This window comes from Desulfobacter vibrioformis DSM 8776 (assembly GCF_000745975.1).
GTDB classification, from domain to species: Bacteria; Desulfobacterota; Desulfobacteria; order Desulfobacterales; family Desulfobacteraceae; genus Desulfobacter; species Desulfobacter vibrioformis.
The window spans coordinates 30,746-46,892 of sequence record NZ_JQKJ01000024.1 but is presented as its reverse complement, the minus strand read 5'-3'; the positions used below and the strand labels follow the sequence as shown (position 1 = coordinate 46,892).

The 16,147-nt window shown below is 47.9% G+C and carries 15 protein-coding genes; 7 read left to right on the top strand and 8 right to left on the bottom strand.

Annotation, left to right across the window (positions count from 1 at the left end; all coding sequences use genetic code 11):
* Positions 1-16: 16 nt before the first annotated feature.
* The 6 genes from mrdA to Q366_RS14670 all read right to left on the bottom strand — a co-directional run bounded on the left by mrdA (position 17) and on the right by Q366_RS14670 (position 6,444).
* Positions 17-1,882 carry a penicillin-binding protein 2 gene (gene mrdA / locus Q366_RS14695; protein ID WP_035240346.1) on the bottom strand — a complete coding sequence of 622 codons (1,866 nt, stop codon included), beginning with the start codon at positions 1,880-1,882 and terminating at the stop codon, positions 17-19.
* Between the two features lies 1 nt (position 1,883).
* Entirely contained in the window at positions 1,884-2,417 is a 534-nt protein-coding gene (locus Q366_RS14690; protein WP_035240345.1) for a hypothetical protein, read from the bottom strand.
* 18 nt (positions 2,418-2,435) lie between these two features.
* Positions 2,436-3,248: a rod shape-determining protein MreC gene (gene mreC / locus Q366_RS14685; protein WP_156968187.1), complete on the bottom strand. Its 813-nt coding sequence runs from the start codon at positions 3,246-3,248 to the stop codon at positions 2,436-2,438.
* Between the two features lie 5 nt (positions 3,249-3,253).
* Positions 3,254-4,300, bottom strand: a complete 1,047-nt coding sequence (locus tag Q366_RS14680; RefSeq protein WP_035240344.1) for a rod shape-determining protein — start codon at positions 4,298-4,300, stop codon at positions 3,254-3,256.
* A gap of 111 nt (positions 4,301-4,411) precedes the next feature.
* The gene (locus Q366_RS14675) at positions 4,412-5,542 is read right to left on the bottom strand and encodes a serine hydrolase domain-containing protein (protein WP_035240342.1); all 1,131 of its coding nucleotides are present in this window, start codon (positions 5,540-5,542) and stop codon (positions 4,412-4,414) included.
* Positions 5,539-6,444 carry a S66 peptidase family protein gene (locus tag Q366_RS14670; RefSeq protein ID WP_035240336.1) on the bottom strand — a complete coding sequence of 302 codons (906 nt, stop codon included), beginning with the start codon at positions 6,442-6,444 and terminating at the stop codon, positions 5,539-5,541. The genes Q366_RS14675 and Q366_RS14670 overlap by 4 nt, the downstream gene beginning before the upstream one ends.
* Before the next feature lie 205 nt (positions 6,445-6,649).
* Here Q366_RS14670 and Q366_RS14665 point away from each other — a divergent pair, with 205 nt between their 5' ends.
* From Q366_RS14665 to Q366_RS20425, 4 genes are all read left to right on the top strand, one after another.
* Complete coding sequence (locus Q366_RS14665; protein WP_035240334.1) at positions 6,650-7,099, top strand: hypothetical protein; 450 nt, start codon at positions 6,650-6,652, stop codon at positions 7,097-7,099.
* 41 nt (positions 7,100-7,140) lie between these two features.
* Entirely contained in the window at positions 7,141-7,410 is a 270-nt protein-coding gene (locus tag Q366_RS14660; RefSeq protein WP_035240333.1) for a Nif11 family protein, read from the top strand.
* A gap of 153 nt (positions 7,411-7,563) precedes the next feature.
* A complete protein-coding gene (locus tag Q366_RS14655; protein ID WP_035240367.1) occupies positions 7,564-8,856 on the top strand; it encodes a sodium:solute symporter family protein in 1,293 nt (430 codons plus the stop codon).
* Between the two features lie 192 nt (positions 8,857-9,048).
* On the top strand, positions 9,049-9,663 hold the full coding sequence (locus Q366_RS20425; RefSeq protein WP_051958078.1) for an Ada metal-binding domain-containing protein: 615 nt from the start codon (positions 9,049-9,051) through the stop codon (positions 9,661-9,663).
* A 49-nt stretch (positions 9,664-9,712) separates the two neighbouring features.
* Here Q366_RS20425 and Q366_RS14640 read toward each other — a convergent pair whose 3' ends face one another.
* The gene (locus tag Q366_RS14640) at positions 9,713-10,042 is read right to left on the bottom strand and encodes a cupin domain-containing protein (protein ID WP_035240332.1); all 330 of its coding nucleotides are present in this window, start codon (positions 10,040-10,042) and stop codon (positions 9,713-9,715) included.
* Positions 10,043-10,196: 154 nt separating this feature from the next.
* Between Q366_RS14640 and Q366_RS14635 the strand changes: the two genes are divergently transcribed.
* On the top strand, positions 10,197-12,197 hold the full coding sequence (locus Q366_RS14635) for a peptidase U32 family protein (RefSeq protein ID WP_035240331.1): 2,001 nt from the start codon (positions 10,197-10,199) through the stop codon (positions 12,195-12,197).
* Between the two features lie 13 nt (positions 12,198-12,210).
* Here the strand turns inward: Q366_RS14635 and Q366_RS14630 are convergent, their stop codons facing one another.
* Positions 12,211-13,626 (bottom strand): transferase, encoded by a 1,416-nt coding sequence (locus Q366_RS14630; RefSeq protein WP_035240327.1) that lies wholly within the window; start codon positions 13,624-13,626, stop codon positions 12,211-12,213.
* Positions 13,627-14,089: 463 nt separating this feature from the next.
* Between Q366_RS14630 and Q366_RS14625 the strand changes: the two genes are divergently transcribed.
* Positions 14,090-15,511, top strand: a complete 1,422-nt coding sequence (locus Q366_RS14625) for a sigma-54 interaction domain-containing protein (RefSeq protein ID WP_035240325.1) — start codon at positions 14,090-14,092, stop codon at positions 15,509-15,511.
* 160 nt (positions 15,512-15,671) lie between these two features.
* Positions 15,672-16,034, top strand: coding sequence for a hypothetical protein (locus tag Q366_RS14620; protein WP_035240323.1), 363 nt, complete (start codon positions 15,672-15,674; stop codon positions 16,032-16,034).
* Positions 16,035-16,147: the final 113 nt, after the last annotated feature.

The window sequence follows — 16,147 nt, the reverse complement described above, 5'->3', positions numbered from 1 at the left end:
TTTTTTCCCCACAGTTTTACTCTACAGATTCCTGGTCGTCCTTGACCACGGCGCTTGGGATTTCAGGGTCTCCGAGATAGGCATGGATCAACTCTTTTGCCACGGGCGCAGCCGCACTGGAGCCATGCTCCCCATGTTCAATGATCACGGCAATGGCTATTTTAGGGTCCTGTGCAGGCGCATAACAGACAAACCAGGCATGATCCTGGAGGGTACGCTTCAGCTTTTTGTTATCAAACTTCTCCCCGGCTTTGCGGGAAAACACCTGTGCCGTACCTGTTTTTCCGGCGATTTGAACGCCGGGGAGACGGATGTGCCGGGCAGTGCCGCGATTGCCGTGAACAACGTCTAAGAGCCCTTGCCTTACAATGGCCAGATTTGCTTTGGAAGCCGGCAACCCGCCGGCAATCTCGGGTTCAATTTCCCTTATCACCTGCCCTTTTGCATCCTGAACAGATTTGACAAGCCTTGGCCGGTAAAGGGTCCCGTTATTTCCAATCGCAGAGATGAACACAGCCATCTGCAACGGGGTAACCAGATTAAACCCCTGGCCGATACTGATGGACAGGGTTTCACCGGCTTGCCAGGGCTCCTTGAACCGCTTTTTCTTCCATGCCGAAGTGGGAATCAAGCCCGGGTGCTCATGGGCCAGGCGAATGCCGGTCAACCGCCCCAGACCAGAGCCATGCGCATACCTTGCCAGTGCATCGACCCCGACTTTTTCACCGGTCTGATAAAAAAATACATCGCAGGACTGGGCAATGGCATCCACAACATTTAAATTACCATGTCCGTATTTATTCCAGCAATGGTAGCGCCGGTTGCCAAACTTATAAAATCCCGGGCAGAAAAAGGTTGAATTGCGGTCAATGACTTTTTCTTCAAGCCCTGCCAGGGCCGTGATGATCTTGTATGTGGACGCCGGGGGATATTCTGCCTGAATTGTCTTGTTGTTCATGGGTTTGCCCGGATCATCCCTTAAAATCTGCCATTTTTTATTAGAGATACCGCCAATAAAATCATTCTGGTCAAAGCTGGGAGACGATGCCATAACCAAAACATCTCCGTTTGAGGGGTCAAGGGCCACAACGGCCCCGTCATTCTCCCCAAGCAAGGTTTCAGCTTTTTGCTGAAGCGCCAGATCCATTGTCAGGATCAGATCCTTTCCGGAAACCGGTTCCACAGTCTTAAGAATTTTTATCACCCGGCCATTTACGTCCACTTCGACCTGGTGCCCTCCCCTTTTGCCCTGCAGATCCGCCTCAAAGCTTTTTTCAACCCCGTACCGGCCAATGGAATCCCCGGACCGGACATTAGGAAATTTACCGGAAGCCAGTTCTTCCTTATTGATCTCACCAAGGTAACCGATCAGGTGAGCAGCTGTTTTTTTATAGATGTAATTGCGGGTGGGCTCGATATCAATGTGAATACCGGGCAGATCAAACTGATGGGCCTCGACAACCGCAAGCAGATCCCTTGTGATGTCCCGTTTGAGGACAAGTGGTTTGTAAAATGCTGATCTCCCGGCTTTTTCAATGGTTGCCGCCAGGTCCTCACAAGAATCCCCGGTCAGTTCGGCCAGGCGCTCAAGGGTTGTCGCCAGGGGTTTGGCATCCTCCAGAACAATGGTCAAGTCAAAGGCCGGCCGGTTGTCCACAAGAAGATTGCGATTGCGGTCATAAATCAGCCCCCGGGAGGATTTAATGCTTTTGAGCCGGACACAATTGGTCATTGACAGCCGCCGGTACTCTTCGCCGCGGATCATCTGAAGATAAACAAGCCTTAAAAAAAGGACGCTGAAAATAAAAACAATGCACAGACCAGCCCCCATAAATCGATGCTTGATCCATTCTCTATCTGAATTTTTATTGATTCCGCCCACATTACCCCCTGTATTTGCGAGCCATCTGCCGGCAGGACTGTTTTACAACATGTAAAAAGTTCTGGTGTACGGTTCCCAAAACCCACACGCCCATGGGAATACCAACGGCGGCCCCGATGATTTGACCGATACAAAGGCGGTAATCCGTAGCCGCGATGATCATTTGGCCCTGGAGCAGAAAAACACTGAATATCACCAGTCCCTGATAAATGCAGGCGGATGCAAGGCTGACAATAAAAACAAAAACAGCACTGCGCTGAAAAACCAGCCGGCGCAGAAAAAAAACGATCAGGTAAATACACAGATACGAGGCGGTATGAAGGAAGAACGGCGCACCTGACAGGCTGTCCATAATGCTGCCGATGATCACCAGGCAGAAAGGCACCCAGTAGCGCTGGGAAAAAAGGCTCAGGTACAATACATTGATGATCATCAGATCAAAACAGTTGGGGAACCAGGAAAAATCCGGAATAACAACGGTCTGAAGGATAACCAAACCTAAGGTGGTAAAGAAAAAAAATATGAAATCCATCATACCGGATTCATCTGCCTGTCAGTCGGCATTTTTGTACACAAGCACTTCTTCAAGCTTGTCAAAATCCACCGCCGTTTTTATGATGATATCCTGGAACAGCTGGGAATGATTTTTTTTTACATCAAGTACTGTTCCGATTCTCAATCCTTTTGGGAATACCTGGTCCAGCCCTGAGGAAATAATGACCTGGCCCAAAGACACCTGATCTTTTCTCAAGGTATAAACAAAGGAACAGGTATCTTCATTATTGCCCTTGACCATGCCGCGGACCCGGGTGTCCTGAATCAGCGCATCAACAGCTGAATTTCGGTCGGTAATCAGCAGGACCCGGGAAAAATTTCCGGCCACTTTAATAATCTGCCCTACGATGCCTTCTGACACCAGCACCGGCAGGCCCTTGATCAACCCGTCTTTTTCACCCTTATCAATCATGATGGTTTTAAACCAGGGGGACGGATCCCGGGCAATCACCTGGGCGGCCACATAGGCCGCAGGCACGGAACTCTGGAAATTGACAAATTTCTTTAAACGGGCATTTTCAAGCTCAAGCTCTTTGCACCTGTTCGCTGTGTGCCAGGCCTTTGACAGCTCACGTCTCAACACCTGGTTTTCTTCCACGGCAAGCACACATGAAAAATAGGTCTGCCATACCGATTCCGTAAAACCGATAATACGCGAGGCCGCAAATTGAAAAGGAGAGGTAAGTGTTATGGCCAGTCTTTCAATACCACCCGCTGGCAGGGTCTCCCGGCTGGACATGGTGATTACGGTAAGTGCCACCGCAATAAAAAAGCCCACGCCGACAATCATCATGATCCGCCTGGAAAACATTACTTTTAGCTGATGACCACTTCTTTAAGAATTTCGATGTTGTCAAGGGATTTGCCGCAGCCCAGTGCCACGGTGGATAAGGGATCATCAGCCACGACAATGGGAAGGCCGCATTTTTCTTTAAGCAATTTGTCCAGATTTTTCAACAAGGCACCGCCACCGGTTAAAACAATGCCGGAGTCCACGATATCAGCGGCCAGTTCCGGCGGGGTCTGTTCCAGGGCAATGCGAACGGTTTCGACAATCGCTTCAATCTGTTCGGAAATAGCCACCCGGACCTCTTCGGAATCAATGGCCAGGATTTTGGGAATACCGGAGACCAGATCACGGCCCTTGACCTCAATGGTCTCAAGGTGTTCCGGATCAGGATAGGCATTGCCAATGGTTGTTTTGATAATTTCCGAGGTTCTTTCGCCAATGAGCAGGTTATATTTGCGTTTGATATGCTGGCTGATGGAGGCATCCATCTTGTCCCCGGCCACTCTCAGGGAACGGGTATACACGATCCCGGCCAGGGAAATGACCGCCACCTCAGTGGTCCCCCCTCCGATGTCCACAACCATATTGCAGGTGGGTTCCGTAATGGGAAGGCCTGCGCCGATTGCCGCAGCCATGGGCTCTTCTATAAGAAAAACTTCCCTGGCACCGGCGGATTCCGCGCTTTCCCTGACCGCCCGTTTTTCCACCTGGGTGATACCGGAGGGTACGGCAATAATAATCCGTGGGCGGACCAGGGTTTTTCTGTTGTTATGAACTTTACGGATAAAATGCTTGAGCATGGCTTCGGTCACTGCAAAATCAGCAATAACCCCATCCCGCATGGGTCGGATGGCCACAATGTTACCCGGTGTCCGTCCCAGCATGCGCTTTGCTTCCAGCCCCACTGCCAGCACTTTGCTTCTGGACCGTTTGTCCGTTCTGACCGCCACCACAGAAGGTTCACTTAATACGATTCCCTTTCCCTTAACATAAACCAGCGTATTTGCAGTGCCAAGATCAATGGCCAGATCATTGGAAAAGGCCCCAAGCAAAGTATCAGTTACAAAGTTCATTTGTCCTCTTTCATACAAAATTGGGAGTTGTATTTTATCAATAGATGAAAAAATGCCGCTAAAAAACAGTTGCTAACAAACTTAGGTTTTTTTTACAAGAATAAAAGTGTTTCACATTTGTATATCCGCTTTATAAACCGTTGCGATCAAATCATGAATCCTGGGCCTGAATTTCCTGATATCAATATTTCCCCGGTCAGGGTGTACCCGATTTGTCAAGAGTACCGTGATCAAGCCGTTGTCAGGATCTATCCAGAAGGATGTGCCGGTAAAGCCCAGGTGTCCGACCGATCTTTTAGAAAAAAAATGACCTGAGGAAGCGTTCTCTTCGCTTGGAGAATCAAAACCTGCCGGCCGCATCAATCCATGTTTTTCACCACTATTTTTATCTGCAAAACATCGAATGACAGATGAATTTATTACTTTTGTTTCTTTATTTTCAAGGGCCTGCAGGATCTGACAGCAGAGGCGATGGATCCCGTCAGCGGTGCCAAACAGACCGGCATGCCCTTCAATGCCGCCCGCAGCCCAGGCATTTTCATCTTCCACCTCCCCCACCATCATTTTTCTTCGCCAGGGGCAATGGGAGGTAGCGGCAAAAACAAAGGGTGTTTGATTTGCCTTAGACCTTGCCAAATCAAAGCAAAGGGGATTGAAAAACAACGCGTTGATTTTTAAAGGCCCAAAGATCCGGTCATTAACAAATATATCCAGCCGGACACCGGACAGATACTCCACCACCCAGGCCAACAGGATAAACCCCAGGTCACTGTAATTTTCCTTGAAACCGGGCTCATATTCCAGGGGTTCCTCCAGCACCAGCCGCCGCAGGCATTTTCTGGCCTCCATACCGGGAACAGGGACACAAAGCGCTTTAAAATACGGACGGTGGGCAGGCAGACCTGACCTGTGGCGCAGCAGCATGTCAATGGTGATCCTGGCCTTGTCCGTTCCCCGGGCTGCCGGCAGGACATCCTGTAAATAAGTTTTTTGGGACAACTGCCCTGATGAAATCAGATCTGCCACAGCCAGAGCTGTGGCCAGGGGTTTGGTCAGAGACGCCAGGTCAAAAACCGTATTCAATGTCACAGGTTCCCCAAACCTGATGTCTGTTACACCAAAAGCCTTGTGATAAAAAATATCTTGTCCGCGGGCACACAGCAGCACAGCGCCCGGAAACACGCTGTCTGCCACAGCATTGACCATAACGCCATCAATTTCTTGAACTGAACAGGTTTTCATGGTGCGGCAAGATCCCATTCAAGGCAGGCACGGTCTGCATCCAGAATAACGCCCACCCCCATGGGAAGGGAAAGGTTAATGGCTCCGTGGCCCACTGCAAGTCCCATGCAGATCGGAATGTTGGCGTCAAAGAACGCCTCTTGAATGATCTGGGGTATATATTCATCATTATCACAATCTTCAAAAGACCCGGTCACGACCCCGTTGACACCTGCCAGCACACCTGCCATTTTCATCTGGGTCAGCATCCTGTCAATCTTGTATGCCGGTTCCCCCACGTCCTCCAGGAAAAGGATGCTGCCCGTAAAATCGGGCTGATAAGCTGTCCCGATCATATGAACCAGGGTGGCCAGATTCCCTCCCGCAAGCCGTCCTGTGGCACGTCCACCCGCAAGCACCTGATCAGAAGGCAGATCAATACGCGTAAAGCAGCCTGTCACAGTTTGTGCAAAACTGTCCAGTGTATTTTTATCTGCCCGGCCAAGGGAAACCAGATTTGGACCATGCAGGGCACAGATCCCGGCTTTGCATACCAGGGAACTGATCAAAGCCGTGGGATCTGAAAACCCCATAAACAGTTTCGGATTTCCGGCAATGGTATCCCAGTCCAGCAACGGCAAAAGGCGCATGGCACCGAATCCGCCCCTTGCCGCAATGATACCTTTGATCCCAGGATCTGCGAACAGCGAGTTAAGCACATCCGCCCGTTGCCGGTCCGTGCCGGCAAGATATCTGTACTGCTCTGTGATGCCATTGGGGATATGTACGTCAAACCCCATGGATTCAAGACACAGAACCCCTTTTTTGAACGCCTGGGCATCAAATCTGGCCGATGGTGCGGCCACGCCAATGAGATCTTTGGGTTTTAGACTGCAAAAAACGGGTTCTACACCTGGTTTCATTAACTGATTAATTCCCTTTGAAATCCGCAAAAGAATAAATTTAATTTTTACTTAAATTTTTAATATCCCATTCCGATATACATTTTAACCGGGTAGTTATATATTGTTTTATATTGTGTGTTGTTGATCTGTACCACAAAGCTAAAAATTAAGAAACACCCGGACCATGAAACAATCCACAAATTAGGAACAAAGGAGTAATAAAATGACCAGTTCGATACTTTCAAATTTTTCAAGCGTTGGACTTCAGCTCGCCCAACAAAAAAACGCCAGCATGACCACCCTGTTATCAGAGGGAAAATCCATGGCATCCATGACCTATGACATCTGTACAGCCGCTTCCGACTCATGCGCCATTTCCTCCATTGCCCAGAGGGTGGCCCAGGTGGCAAGCACAGCGTCTGACGCAGGTGCGTCCAATGAAGCCCTTGGCAATATCAGAACATTTGCAGCCGCACTCCAGGAGGAAGGGTATGACACCCTTTCCATTATCACATATCTGGGAGATGCCAAAAATCTTGCTGAATCAGACATAGATACGTTCAACAAAGTGTTCAGTGATTCCGACGATACCACAACCACACTGATCGCATCCATTGACGCGGGAACCGCATCCGAAAAAACGGATACAACTGGCACTGATATTGCGGAATAATTGCAGGGCCGTTGCCTATTAAAATTTTTCAGGGAAATGACATGACCATTCAAAATGCCATCAACTTTATCCGGCAAGGACAACATGACGATGATCTCAGACACAGGCTGGTAAAAGCAGACACCAGTCAGACACGGCAGGAAATTCTGGATCAAAAGAATTTAATTTTTACTCCGGAAGAGTTTGAAGAGGCATATTCCCTGAGCCTTTTTAAATGCCAACACCAGGCAGATGCCCAGGCCCTGATGGCATTCAGGATGTGGTGGCTCATGCTTTACCGAAGCCCTGATGCCGGTGTACCGTCCCCCTAGGGACACAGACGCGTCTTTAAAAAAACATAATACCCCCCGATTCTTCCATTGCCTTATGTACAAATCAGGCGTAGAACTGCACTTTTAAAAATGGAAGCCGCTTCCTGCTTGAAGGATTCGGCCGATATCAAGCGGATATCAAGGAGAAAAGGGGTGGGGCAATTTATATATGCAGCCGTATTTGTCGGCGCATTTGTTCTTTTCTGCGCTCTGATTTTAAAAAATCAGCGGCGCGTGGTCAGTGGATCAGATTTTTCAGTGGCAGGCAGATCCCTTTCCACCACCCAGGTATCCTGGGTGATTATCGGCACCCTGGTAGGTGGCGTCTCAACCATCGGGACAGTTCAATCAGCCTATGATCATGGTGTCAGCGCCTGGATTTTCACCCTGGGCAGCGGTATCTCCTGTTTTCTCCTGGGATGCTTTTTTGCAACAGCATTAAGACGTGAGCAGGTCACCACCGTTTCCGAACTGCTCGGCAGATACTTTGGCCAGGGCTTTCAGTATTATTGCTCTGTGCTCAATTCCTGCGGCATGTTTATCCATATTATTGCCCAGTACCTGGCAGCCATGGCTATTTTGAACTCAATATTCCACTTCCCGTTGCCGGTCTCTTTGTTTATTACCATGGTGCTTATGGGATTTTTTGTCATGTCAGGCGGAATTTCCGGTGCCGGCATGGTGGGAAAAATAAAATTTTTCCTGCTGTACGCCATCATGATCGTCTGCGCAACCATTGCGCTGATCAAAGGCGGAGGGATCACCGGCATTACAGCCCAATTACCCAAAACCACTGATTTTTTCAATTTCTTCTCCAATGGTATTGAAACAACGACTATCGATATTATTTCCATGATCACGGGCGTGTTATCCACCCAAATTTACTTGCAGGCTATTTTTTCAGCTAAAACCATACGGGAAGCCAGAAATGGTGCATTTCTTACTGCCATTGTCATCCCCCCCATCGGCATTTTAGGTATTATTGTGGGACTTTTTCTCAGGGCCAACTGTCCGGAACTTGAAGGCAACAGTGCCCAGGCACTGCCCTTTTTCTTTCAATATACCCTGCCCCCGGTCATGGCTGCTTTTTGCTCTGCTGTACTGCTTCTGGCAGTTCTGGGTACCGGCGCAGGCCTGATCCTTGGGGTGACCACCAATATTTATATGGATGGAATTCGGCGCTTGTTTACAAAAGAACCGGATCACAGTCTAACCATTGTCAGGCTGTGTATGCTTGCGGTCCTAATTCTTTCGGGGGGTGTTGTTCTGGCTGGATTTAGTACAACAATTTTGCGCTGGAGTTATCTTTCCATGGGGTTCAGAGGGGCGTCTGTGTTTGCAGGATTATGTATTGTGGTGTTTACGGGACAAAAAAGATTTTCTCCCATGGTACGGGGTATTCTATATTTTCTGCCGGTCGGTTACTTTATCCTGGCTGTGCTATAAGGGACTTGGAAAAATAACGCCAAAATTTTAACAAAAGAAATTTTTTTCTTTTATTTCGCCATTTAAGTGTCATTTTTTAAGCCATTGCCTTGACAATGCAGCAAATTTTGCCCTAAAAGGGGTAGCATACGGCCTTGGCTTTGAAATCCTGATCCTTTTTTAACAGACCAGACACTTCTATGGAGCGGATGTATGAAAAAATTTATCACCGGTGCCCTGCTACTACTTATTGGTATCTCGGGTTTTTCATTTAATTTCATTAATTTTTTAAATTTTGCGGCAGGACTGGTTCCTGTATTAATGATTATTGGCGGTGCATTTGCAGTATATCTTGGCATTGAAGAACTCAAGCAATCCGACAATAGTAACAAACAGGCAAAGTTGGCGTCACCGCATACACAGCAAGAGAAACTGAACAAGGAAATCACCGGGAAGTCAGAAGGCCAAACCAAGCCGATTCCTGACACACAATCAACTGAGCCTGAGCCTGCACCGGAACCCCAAATAAAAATAGAAGAAAACCGTGCAGACAAGCAACCGGAAGCACAACCGGAGGAAAAAGCGTCCCCCCCTTCAATGTCTTCCTCTCAGGTTCCTGAACCGCCTGCACCCGAAGCGGCGGCACCCGAAGAAGCGGCACCGGAAGGTGCAAGTGTTCAATTTAAAGGAAATATTGAAACCCTGGTTTTCCACAGCGTAACATGTAATTTTGCCAACGGTAAAAACTGCAGCATGGCGTTCACCACGAAAGAAGAGGCTGACGCCCAGGGCTACAAACCCTGTAAAATATGCATGCCTGACACTTAAAGGTTTATTCCCCTTTTAGCGGTGGCAAAAACCCCATGGATTGATTGATTCAGGTTCCGGGCAGGTATTCCTCCCGTACCGGTGAAAAAACTTCAATGGCAATGCTGTCTTCCAAGATTTCAGCACGGTGTTCCACCCCGGATTCAATGCACCAGGAATCTCCGGGGCCGGCATTGCGGCATTCACTTCCAATGTAAAGATTAATGCGACCGGAAACAAGATATCCGATCTGCTCGTGGGGATGGGTGTGGGAGGGCAGCTGTGCCCCTTTGGTCATTTTAAACCGGACCAGAAGCGTCTTATCCCCATATACCAGGGTTTTCATCTCTATACCTTCCACGGACATGGCATAACCGTTTTCATCATGAATTGCAAACATGTGCCCTCCTCATTGTTTTGCTATAATCTTTTAAATGGATTTTTTGAATGTTTACCAGCACTGCTTTTACGACAAAAAAAAAGATATTCTGACATTATTATCTGAAATTGCAACATGAAATAACTATTTATCCATACTTGGGCATGAAGAACCTATGACCGACCCATCATCAAAACAACCAACCATCCTTGCACCTGCCGGAGATATTCACTCTTTTCTTGCGGCAATAGCGGCTGGTGCAGACGCGATTTACTGCGGCCTTAAAATATTTTCAGCCCGCATGGAAGCGAACAATTTTTCCATTGAAGAACTGGCAAGACTGACCACGCTTGCCCATTCAAAAGGGATTCAGGTGTATGTTGCTTTCAACTCTATAATTAAGGAATCCGAAACCGACAAGGTGCTTCATATTCTGGACAAACTTGTCCGGTATGCGGATGTCGATGCCCTGATTATCCAGGATACGGCCATGGTCAGCCTTGCCGGCAAAGCCGGATTCAAAGGAAAACTCCACCTGTCCACCCTGGGCAACTGCACCCATCCTGCCGGACTTGAGGCCGCCCAAAAGGCTGGTTTTTCCCGGGTGGTGCTGCCCAGGGAATTCAGCCTTGATGACATCAGGGCCATGGCAGCGGCTGCCCCGGAAACCATGGACCTAGAGGTGTTTGTCCATGGCGCACTTTGCTATTCCGTGTCAGGCCGGTGTTACTGGAGTTCCTGGTTTGGCGGCAAAAGTGCGCTGCGGGGTCGTTGCGTTCAACCCTGCCGGCGGCTGTATGAACAAAATGGAAAAAAGGCCCGGTATTTCTCATGCCTGGATCTGTCAGCGGATGTACTGGTCAAGGTGCTCAAGGAGATCCCCAACATCAGTACCTGGAAAATTGAAGGCAGAAAAAAAAGCCCCCATTATGTTTACTACACGGTGATGGCGTATAAACTGCTCAGGGATGCGCCGGACCAGAAAAAACAGGCCCTGTCGTTTTTAGAATATGCGCTGGGAAGACAGGGCAGCCATTACAACCTGTTATCCCATCGGGTGTTAAATCCCCTGGATCATGCGTCTGAAACCGGCTCCGGCCTGTTTCTAGGCCGGATAAAAAATCCTGAAGATCCATATTTTATTTCAAGGGAGGCGCTTCTGCCGGGGGACCTGTTACGCATCGGATATGAAGAAGAGACCTTTCACCAAATCCGGAAGGTGACCCGGGCCATCCCCAAGAAAGGAAAATACTTTTTATCTTCCCCAAAAGGCAGGCGTATCAACAAAGGCACGTCTGTTTTCCTTATTGACCGCAGGGGAAGTGAACTGGAAGAAAAATTATCACGCCTTGGTGCCGAACTTGATGGAATTTCCAAGGTAACGATCAGGCCTTCCAATCTGTCCTCCATCCACAAAAAAGCCTGGGACAGAGTAAAATTTTCAGGCCAGGCAAGTGATCATAATAGAGGCAGAAAACAACCTGATATATATGAAATGGATGTTTTCAGAAAACAGCCACCTGCGTTAAAAACACACAATGATACGGCCTTCTGGATTTCTGCAAACAGCTATGGAATAAAAGCCCCGGTCCGATCCTGGTTGTGGCTGGATCCCGTGCTTTTCCCGGAAGAGGAAAAAATCTGTCAAAACTATGTCAAAACCGCACTGAAAAAAGGGGCAAAAAACTTTGTACTCAACTCCCCCTGGCAGATAACCCTGTTTGAGAATCCCCAAAGGCTCAATATTTGGGCAGGGCCTTTTTGCAATATCACCAATTGCCTTGCAGTGGAAATACTGAAGAGCAAGGGTTTTTCAGGGGTCATTGTAAGCCCGGAATTAGATAGCCAGACCCTTTTGACCCTGCCGGAACGCTGCTGCCTGCCTTTGGGCGCGGTCTGCCGGGCCAACTGGCCCCTGGCCATATCAAGACTTGCGGCCCCGGATCTGGATCTTGCCAAAGGCTTTACCAGTCCCATGGGAGAAGGCGCCTGGACCAGCAAGTACAATGCGACCTACCACACCTTTCCCAACTGGCCCCTGGACCTGTCATCCAAAACCGGGGATTTAAAACAGGCCGGCTTTGCCATGCTTGTTAACCTGTTTGAAAATATACCCAAAGGCGTCCGGATGAAGCCACGTCCAGGCACCTGGAACTGGCATTTGAAGCTGCTTTAAAAAAACGGTATTTTTAAGGCGAAATACGGATGGACGGATACATACCTGCATTTTCCCCGGATCTGTACGGTTGCAGGGTATTATATGAAATCTGCTGGTCATCCTGGGCATGTCCGTTCATCTCACCATCTTGATTGCAATAGGCACCGTTGGCCTCAAGAATATGTTCAATGCGTTGGGAAAAGGCTTCAACAAAACTTTCTCCCGAACCTGTAAAGGTCATGTCTCCAATGGACTGGCTACCCCTGAACCCATTTATTTCATCAATGGGAATTGAATTTTTTGAAAGGTCATCGGCGCAGGTGATATATCCCCAGACCAGATGACGCTTGGGAATGGTCAACGGCTCTTTTATATCAATAATGGTATGGGGCATAATAATGCAGCCCTTACCAATAGTAAGTTTTGCATCCTTTTTTCCGTGGAGAAAACAGTTGAAGCCCACAAAGGTTTTCAAGCCGATAAACGCGTTGATGATTTTCCCGCCATGGGCAGTTACACACATGCCTTCAAGATGGGAATTGATAATAAATGTATTTTCCTGGGCATTGGAACCGTCTCCCATTTTGGTATTTTCCACATAAGCCCGCTGGGAAATCAGCACGTTTGCCCCGATTTCAGTCTTGGGTTTGATCACGGCATAACGGTTTACAGCCGAGCTTGCCGGGACTTTGATGGGCTCAAGGTCCACCACTTCAAACAACCTTTCATACTCTGCCTCTTTTTCACTGACAAACTCGTAGATCAATCCCCTGGGCTGATATTTTTCATTCACGCCAATATATTTATCCAGGACAGCACTTTCATGCTTGAATTTGAATTTAAAGGCATCCGTCTCAATCCAGACAACACCGGGATCAATTTTGCGATGGAAAAACTCCTGGGCCTGTACATAGGAGAACTCTCCTAAAACACAGGAATGAAGATTCATGAGATCCACCGTGGCAAAGGGTCCAAGGAAGCACCCTTCCATGGTTGAGCCGTGAATATTGGCGTAATGGGCGGAAATGGTATTTCTGATGGTGAATTCCTCGGGGGTTTCAGGATTATGAGATTTGCTGTGCACCAGGGTTTTATACAAGAGGCTGCCTGTTATCACAAAAATCTCATCATCCACCAGGGGTAAGGGGTTGTTCTTATCCAGAATATCGCCTTTACGCTTGAGTTCATCCCCCCTGATATCACTTTTATAAATGCATGACTGCCTGACATTCGCCTTGCCTAGGAAATAGGATCCGGCCATACTTGAATTTTTAAAATGAAAATAAATGGGATGACGGGTGGTAATGCCGTAAAAACAGTAAAATTTGGCCAGTTTGTCAAACTCAATGGTATTATCAACAAAGGTCCGGGTATCAAACTGGAACTCTCTTAAGTTTGCGTTGGCCCGGCTGGTAATTCTTTCAAGCAAAAGCTTTACATTCTCCATTGTTCTGTCCCTTGTTTATGTTATGGATTTTCTAAATCTTTTCCTTCTTCTTCAATTTTGCATGTTCATAGCATAGGATCAAAAGACAAACAACGATATTGCATAAATAATGTTGAGGAATGAAACGTAACAGTATCAAAATGAAACGTTCGTCCATGTTATCATATCAGAACGTCCTGTGGTAAGGTCCTGCCGCTGCATCCTTAGATATCTTGAAGCTGAAATCTTCGTGTTTACTGGAAATATTGGGGTAAACTTCACATACCCAATCCTTTCGGTTTTTTATTTGTAAATCCGGCAAGGGGATGGTAAAAACCGGTTTACGGTCTGTTTAATGGGATGCCCAATAATTTTTTAAACTGCTTTCATATTTTTTTTGCGGGTTGAGTCCGGGTGTTGACAAGCCAGGTCAACCCGTGGCTGTTTTTGATGGAACCGCAGATAAAAGGAAACCCGTTCAAGGATGCAATCATTTCCTGAAATTCATCGGTTAATGCGATCACCGCTGGATTTTGCCCATATCCTGGATGAAATTCCCTTGGGCATCCTGGTGATGGACAAAGATTTACGAGTGGTTCATCTCAACCGGTTCTTCCAGGCCCTGACAGGATTTTCCCTGGATATGGCCCGGGGCATTCCCTGCAAAAATGTCCTGCGCAGTTCTGCATGCATTCTCAACTGTCCGGTCCTTGCCACCCACCGCAAAGACCGGTCCATATCCTGCACCAGCGATATGATCAATACAGACCGCCAGAAGCTGCCCGTACGCATCACCACCGCACAAATCATGGATACCCAGGGCCATCTCACAGGTTATATTGAAACCATTGAGGACTTGAGAAGCAGTGCCACCAATGACCCGGAAAAAAACGTAGCCTACAGTTTTGCCAATATCATCGGCCGAAGCCGGAAAATGGAAATGATCTTTCAAACCCTTCCCATGCTTGCCCAGAGTGATGCCTCCATCCTGATCACCGGGGAAACAGGCACAGGTAAGGATCTTGTGGCAGAAGCCGTACATCAGACATCCCAGCGCGCAGGCGGTCCATTTATCAAAATCAACTGCGGGGCTTTGCCCGAGACCCTTTTGGAATCCGAAATTTTCGGTCATATGAAAGGGGCGTTCACCGGCGCTGTGGAAAACAAACCCGGCCGGTTCAAACTGGCACACAACGGCACGATTTTCCTGACGGAGATCGGAGACCTGCCCCTGCCCCTTCAGGTTAAACTGCTCACATTCCTGGATGACAGGATCATTTATCCGTTAGGTGCCACCAAGGGATTCAACGCCAATGTCAGAATTATTGCCGCCACCCACCGGGATCTTGAATCCATGGTCTCCATTGGTAAATTCAGAAAAGATCTGCTGTTCCGCCTGAATGTGGCCAGGGTGCATCTGCCGCCCTTACGGGAACGGGGCGCAGACATCCGCCTTTTGCTTGACCATTTCCTGAACAACTACACAAAAAAACAGGGTAAAAAAATCAATGGGTTTTCCGAACCAGCCCTGTCTGTTTTATTGAATTACACCTATGAGGGAAATATCCGGGAACTGAAAAATATCATGGAGTATGCAGTCAATGTGGCCCAGGGAACCAGAATCGAAGCAGATAACCTGCCGGCCTATATCCTGGATTATGAACCTGTGCAGCAAAGGTTAAAGATGCCGGCCGCAGAAGATGTCACCCAAACCCAATCGGAACAACCGCAGATGCCGGAATCCCGGCAGACAGGTGAAACCGGACAAACCTGGTCCTCGGTGCAGCGGCAGATGATTATGAATGCGTTGAAAACTGCCCGGGGCAAAAAGAATAAAGCCGCGCAAATTCTTGGCATGAGCCGCAGCACTCTATGGCGGAAAATCAAGGAGTACCAAATCGAATAGTGTTTGAACGAAAAGCCACCCATCTGCGGCGTTGCAGAGGAATTTGCAATCCTCACAACCAAAAGGTTGCTCCGGTTACAAATTCTTCTGCGCCTTGCATCTGGGCAACTTTTCGTCCAAACACGGCTTTCAATTCAGGGATTAGAATAGAATAAAATTTATGACACTGCATAAAATAGCCATCCCAATACTTGGTGAAGAGATTGTACCCAGGTTTGACCTGACCACTGAAGTCATCATTCTGACAACAGCTAAAAATCTCTGTATCCAGGACAAAAAAATTATAGTGCTGCCCAGGTCCTCCTCGGATGAACTGTGTCATACCCTCCTGGCCCAGGAGATCAACACACTGATCTGCGGTGCCATTGAAGATGAATATTATGAATTTCTCAAATGGAAAAAGCTTCATGTATTTGACGGGGTGTCCGGTACCTGGCCCCACGCTTTTGAACGGTGGCAGACCCAGACCCTGAACCCGGGAGACATTCTGTTTATCCGCATGGTTGAAGGCAATTTAATATAACGTTTCAAAGTGTCTCAAAATGTATTGTTTATTTAGTTTCATATTGTTTTATTTTGGGTTTTTGCTTTTTCCGTAAAAACACAACCGCCTGTTCTACAAACCGATTTAAAACA

Coding starts and splice junctions, on each gene's coding strand:
- Q366_RS14660 (WP_035240333.1), top strand. CDS start 7,141: ATGACCATTCAAAATGCCATCAACTTTATCCGGCAAGGACAACATGAC.
- mreC (WP_156968187.1), bottom strand. CDS start 3,248: ATGTTTTCCAGGCGGATCATGATGATTGTCGGCGTGGGCTTTTTTATT.
- Q366_RS14670 (WP_035240336.1), bottom strand. CDS start 6,444: ATGAAACCAGGTGTAGAACCCGTTTTTTGCAGTCTAAAACCCAAAGAT.
- Q366_RS14640 (WP_035240332.1), bottom strand. CDS start 10,042: ATGTTTGCAATTCATGATGAAAACGGTTATGCCATGTCCGTGGAAGGT.
- Q366_RS14620 (WP_035240323.1), top strand. CDS start 15,672: ATGACACTGCATAAAATAGCCATCCCAATACTTGGTGAAGAGATTGTA.
- Q366_RS14635 (WP_035240331.1), top strand. CDS start 10,197: ATGACCGACCCATCATCAAAACAACCAACCATCCTTGCACCTGCCGGA.
- Q366_RS14690 (WP_035240345.1), bottom strand. CDS start 2,417: ATGATGGATTTCATATTTTTTTTCTTTACCACCTTAGGTTTGGTTATC.
- Q366_RS14665 (WP_035240334.1), top strand. CDS start 6,650: ATGACCAGTTCGATACTTTCAAATTTTTCAAGCGTTGGACTTCAGCTC.
- Q366_RS14625 (WP_035240325.1), top strand. CDS start 14,090: ATGCAATCATTTCCTGAAATTCATCGGTTAATGCGATCACCGCTGGAT.
- Q366_RS14680 (WP_035240344.1), bottom strand. CDS start 4,300: ATGAACTTTGTAACTGATACTTTGCTTGGGGCCTTTTCCAATGATCTG.
- Q366_RS14630 (WP_035240327.1), bottom strand. CDS start 13,626: ATGGAGAATGTAAAGCTTTTGCTTGAAAGAATTACCAGCCGGGCCAAC.
- Q366_RS20425 (WP_051958078.1), top strand. CDS start 9,049: ATGAAAAAATTTATCACCGGTGCCCTGCTACTACTTATTGGTATCTCG.
- Q366_RS14675 (WP_035240342.1), bottom strand. CDS start 5,542: ATGAAAACCTGTTCAGTTCAAGAAATTGATGGCGTTATGGTCAATGCT.